Source organism: Lysobacter antibioticus, from assembly GCF_000731095.1.
GTDB classification, from domain to species: domain Bacteria; phylum Pseudomonadota; class Gammaproteobacteria; order Xanthomonadales; family Xanthomonadaceae; genus Lysobacter; species Lysobacter antibioticus_B.
In genome coordinates this window covers 1-4,980 of sequence record NZ_JMTZ01000148.1, presented here as the reverse complement: position 1 = coordinate 4,980, position 4,980 = coordinate 1, and the positions used below count along the sequence as shown (strand labels likewise).

The window sequence follows — 4,980 nt, the reverse complement described above, 5'->3', positions numbered from 1 at the left end:
TTGCGCCGCTCCTACCCTTCGCGAAAGCACACCGCTTCGATGAGCAACATCGGCGCGGTAGCCTCTGCGCGTCCAGCGGTCGCGGCTCACGCCGCTCCTACAGAAAGCAGCGCAGCGCAGAAACGACACCCAACCTCAAGCCGCGTCGTACAGCGCCATCCACTCCGCCTCGGCCTTGGCCAGTTCCGCCGCGACCTTTTCGCGCTGCTTGGCCAACTCGCCCGCGTTGTCGCCGCCGCCGGCGTACTTGGTCGGATCGGCCAGATCCATGTCCAGGGTGTGCAGCTTGGATTCCAGCTCGGCCACGCGCTTTTCCGCTTCCGCCAGCTTGACCGGATTGACCTTGCGCCCACCCTTGCCGCCGCCAGCCTGCTTGGCGGCCGATGCGGCGGCCGTGGCCTGCGCCGCGGCCTTGGCCACCGCCGCGCCCTTGCCGTCGTTGCTGTTGTCGCGCGTACGCAACCACACCGCGTAGGCGTCGAGGTCGCCGTCGAACGGCTGCGCCACACCATCGGCCACGCGCCAGAAGGTTTCGCAGACCAGGCCGATCAGGTGACGGTCGTGCGAGACCAGCACGATCGCGCCGGGGAAATCCGACAAGGCCTCGGCCAGCGCTTCGCGCACGTCCAGGTCCAAGTGGTTGGTCGGTTCGTCGAGCAGCAGCACGTTGGGCTTGCGCCAGGCAATCATCGCCAGGGCCAGGCGCGCGCGTTCGCCGCCGGAGAACCCGTCGACCGATTCGAAGGCGCGGTCGCCGGGGAAATTCCACTTGCCGAGGAAATCGCGCAGCTGCTGGGTCGGCACGCCCGGGGCGATTTCGGCCAGGTGATCGATCGGGCTTACGCCGGCATGCAGCGATTCGACCGTGTGCTGTGCGAAGTAACCGATGCGCAGGTCCGGATGGCCGCCGCGTTCGCCGGTCAGCAGTTCCAGCTCGCCGACCAAGGACTTCACCAGGGTCGACTTACCCGCACCGTTGGGGCCGAGCAAGGCGATGCGGTCGCCGGCTTCGAGGATGAAGCTGACGTCGTCCAGCACCACGTGATCGCCGTAGCCGCAATCGGCATGGATCAGGCGCAGCAGCGCATGCGGCAGCTTGGTCGGCGCCGGGAATTCGATGCGCATCGCGCGCTCGAGCCGCACCGCCTCGGTGCCGACCATCTTGGCCAGGCGCTTGACCCGCGACTGCGCCTGCTTGGCCTTGGCCGCGCTGGCGCTGAAGCGGTCGATGAAGCTCTGCAGGTGGGCCCGCTCGGCCTGCTGCTTCTCGTGGGTGATCTGCTGCAGGCGCAGGTGCTCGGCGCGCTGGCGCTCGAACGAGGTGTAGTCGCCGGTGTACAGCTTGGCCTTGCCGTCGTGCAGATGCAGGGTGTGGGTGGTGACCTCGTCGAGGAACTCGCGGTCGTGCGAGATCAGCAGCAAGGTGCCCGGGTACTTGAGCAGCCACTGCTCCAGCCACAGCACCGCGTCCAGGTCCAAGTGGTTGGTCGGTTCGTCGAGCAGCAGCAGGTCCGACGGCGTCATCAGCGCGCGCGCCAGGTTCAGGCGCACGCGCCAGCCGCCGGAGAATTCCTTGACCGCGCGTTCGTGGGTATCGGGCGAGAAGCCCAGGCCGTGCAACAGCTTGCCGGCGCGCGCGGTGGCGTCGTAGCCGCCGAGTTCTTCGAGCCGGTGATGGGCCTCGGCGACCGCTTCCCAGTCCTCGCGCTCGACCGCTTCGCGTTCGGCGACCAGCACCTGGTAGACCTGGGCGTCGCCGGAAAGGACGAAGTCCAGGGCCGGGTCGTCGAGGGCCGGGGTTTCCTGGGCCACGCTGGCGATGCGCACGCGGTTGGGCACGTCGATGTCGCCGCGGTCGGCCTCGACTTCGCCCTGGATCGCCGCGAACAGCGAGGACTTGCCGGTACCGTTGCGGCCGATCACGCCCACCCGCCAACCGGCGTGCAGGGTCAGGTCTACGTTGGACAGCAGCAGGCGTTCGCCACGCCGCATGGCGAAATCACGGAAAGAAATCATGCGGATATGGTCGCATGACTGATCGGTATTTGCTCATGAACACAAGTTCGGCCGCTCCGGCAGCGGGCATCGAATAATCGGGACGTCGGCCTCAGACCGCCCCCACGCGTCAACGAGCTCGCCTCCCGCGGCAAAGCGCCCCTCGCGCCGGCCGTGGCGGCTGCGCTCGCCCTGACGTCCCCCGTTCGACCGCCCGGAGTGTCCATGTCCCGCCGCCTGTCCCTGCTCAGCACCGCCGTATCGATCGCTCTCGCCACCGCCCCCGCCTGGGCCCAAGACCCCGCCACCCCCGCCGCCCCGGACGCCGCGACCGCCAACCCGACCAACCTCGACACCCTGATCGTCACCGGCACCCGGGTCAGCGACCGCACCGTAGCCGAATCCACCGCGCCGATCGACATCATCACCCCGCAGACCCTGGAGGCCACCGGCACCGTCGAGCTGGCCACCGCCCTGTCGCGCGCCCTGCCCTCGCTGAACTTCCCGCGTCCCGCGATCACCGACGCCACCGACGCGGTGCGTCCGGCGCAGTTGCGCGGCCTGGCCCCCGACCAGGTGCTGGTGCTGGTCAACGGCAAGCGCCGCCACACCACCTCGCTGATCAACCTCAACGACAGCATCGGCCGCGGCTCCTCGCCGGTCGACCTCAACGCCATTCCGATCGCCGCGATCGAACGCGTCGAAGTGCTGCGCGACGGCGCCTCGGCGCAGTACGGCTCCGACGCCATCGCCGGCGTGGTCAACGTCGTTCTCAAGGGCTCGGGCGAAGGCGGCAGCCTGGCCGCGCGCTACGGCCAATACAGCGCCGGCGACGGCAAGCAGTACCAACTGTCCGGCGACGCCGGCATCAAGCTCGGCGAAAACGGCGCGCTGCATGTGTCGGCGCAGGGCGGCCACAGCGACAACACCGACCGCGCCCGCCCCTACCTCGGCACGGTCACCCCGACCAGCAACCCGCCCGGCAAGGTCGTGCACCGCTACGGCGACCCGGAGATCGACCAGGCCGCGCTGGCCTACAACGCAAAGTGGAGCCCGAGCGAAGGCGTCGAGTTCTATTCCTTCGGCACCGCCAGCCGCCGCCGCGCCATCTCCAACGGCTATTTCCGCGCCCCGGGCAACCCCAACAACATCCGCTCGGTGTATCCGGACGGCTTCCTGCCGCAGATCGACAACGTCAGCCAGGACCGCGCCTTCGTGCTCGGCCTGCGCGGCCAGACCGCCGGCGGCTGGAACCTCGACCTGAGCTACAACTACGGCCAGAACCAGCTCGACTTCGACGTGCGCAACAGCCTCAACCGCACCCTCGGCGCCGCCTCGCCGCACGATTTCTACATCGGCGCGCTCGAAGTCACCCAGAACGTGCTCAATGCCGACTTCAACAAGTCCTTCGACGTCGGCTGGCTCAAGTACCCGCTCACCGTGGCCTTCGGCAGCGAGTGGCGCGGCGAGAAGTTCAACCAGTCCGCAGGCGAACTGGCCTCGTATGTCGCCGGCCCCGAACCCGGCGCACCCGGTGCGCAGGTGTTCCCCGGCTTCACTCCGTCCGATGCCAGCCGCCGCAATCGCAACAGCCACTCGTTCTACGCCGACCTCGAAGCCGACGTGACCGACAAGCTGTCGCTCGGCGCCGCCGCACGTTACGAGCGCTACAGCGATTTCGGCGAAACCACCTCGGGCAAGCTGTCGGCGCGCTACGCCTTCAACGACAAGGTCGCGCTGCGCGGCACCCTGTCGATCGGCTTCCGCGCGCCGTCGTTGCAGCAGCAGTTCTACCAATCCACCCAGACCGTGATCGTGCTCGGCGACCCGACCCCGTTCCAGGTCCGCACCTTCGCCGTCGACGACCCGGCCGCGATCGCGCTCGGCGCCGAGTCGCTGAAGGCCGAAGAATCGACCAACATCGGCCTGGGCCTGGTGCTGCAACCGATCGAATCGCTGTACATCACCGTCGACGCCTACCAGATCGACATCGACGACCGCATCATCCTGTCGGAGAACCTGCGCGGCCCGGCGGTGGCGAGCTTCCTGGAAGCGCGCGGCCACCGCGGCATCACCGGCGGCCGCTACTTCACCAACGCCGTCGACACCCGCACCCGCGGCATCGACATCGTCGGCAGCTACCGCTGGTCGCTCGGCACCGGCGCGATCGACCTGACCGCCGGCTACAACCGCAACAAGACCACCCTGGAGCGCATCGCCGCCAACCCGCCCGAGCTCACCGCCGGTGGCCTCAACCTGCAGCGCATCGGCCGCGTCGAACAAGGCCGCATCACCCAGGGCGCCCCGCGCGACAAGTTCTTCCTCGGCGGCAGCTGGACCACCGGCCCCTGGCGCTTCGACGCCACCACCACCCGCTACGGCGAGTTCCACACCTTCAACGACGACCCCAGCGGCGTACGCGACCAGACCTACCGCGCCAAGTGGACGCTGGACCTGGCCGCGACCTATGCCATCGACGGCTGGGAGTTCACCGTCGGCGGCGACAACGTGCTCAACGAGTACCCGGACGAATCGATCTACGCCAACAGCGAAAGCGGCCAGTTGCCTTATAGCGGCAACTCTCCGTTCGGGTTCAATGGCGCGTTCGCTTATGCGAAGGTGGGGTACAAGTGGTGAGGTCGTAGCGACGGCGTGAGTCGTCGCATTCGATCGGGAGGCCGCCGCAGGGCGGCCTTCTTCGTTTCGAAGTCTATTTTTTCTTGACCCGGGAGTGACCTGTCTTTCGATGGCGCGATTGCTTTTTTGGCCGACGCGCCGCAAGACCAGCGTGGCGCGGTCGCGGCTTGTGACCGTAGGAAATCCAGTAGGACGCCGCTCCTACCCAAGAGCAGCGACGCCGACTGCCTATGCCCCTGCTCCCGCCGTTGCCGTTGCCGTTGCCGTTGCCGAGACTTTGATCTGCTTTGCAGCTTTGCCGCTTTGCCGGTCAACAGTAGACCCGGAGGGCGGCGCACAGGACGTGCG

At 68.1% G+C, this 4,980-nt stretch carries 2 protein-coding genes; one reads left to right on the top strand and one right to left on the bottom strand.

Annotated elements, in window-relative coordinates; genetic code table 11:
• Positions 1–135: 135 nt before the first annotated feature.
• Positions 136–2,016, bottom strand: a complete 1,881-nt coding sequence (locus tag EX88_RS0122665) for an ABC-F family ATP-binding cassette domain-containing protein (RefSeq protein ID WP_031374259.1) — start codon at positions 2,014–2,016, stop codon at positions 136–138.
• Positions 2,017–2,220: 204 nt separating this feature from the next.
• On the opposite strand from EX88_RS0122665, the gene EX88_RS0122660 reads away from it, so the two are divergent.
• Positions 2,221–4,632 carry a TonB-dependent receptor plug domain-containing protein gene (locus EX88_RS0122660; RefSeq protein ID WP_031374258.1) on the top strand — a complete coding sequence of 804 codons (2,412 nt, stop codon included), beginning with the start codon at positions 2,221–2,223 and terminating at the stop codon, positions 4,630–4,632.
• The last annotated feature ends 348 nt before the right edge of the window (positions 4,633–4,980 follow it).

What these genes read in the sequence shown, in the direction of transcription:
- EX88_RS0122665 (WP_031374259.1), bottom strand. Translation starts at nt 2,016, where the DNA reads ATGATTTCTTTCCGTGATTTCGCCATGCGGCGTGGCGAACGCCTGCTG.
- EX88_RS0122660 (WP_031374258.1), top strand. Translation starts at nt 2,221, where the DNA reads ATGTCCCGCCGCCTGTCCCTGCTCAGCACCGCCGTATCGATCGCTCTC.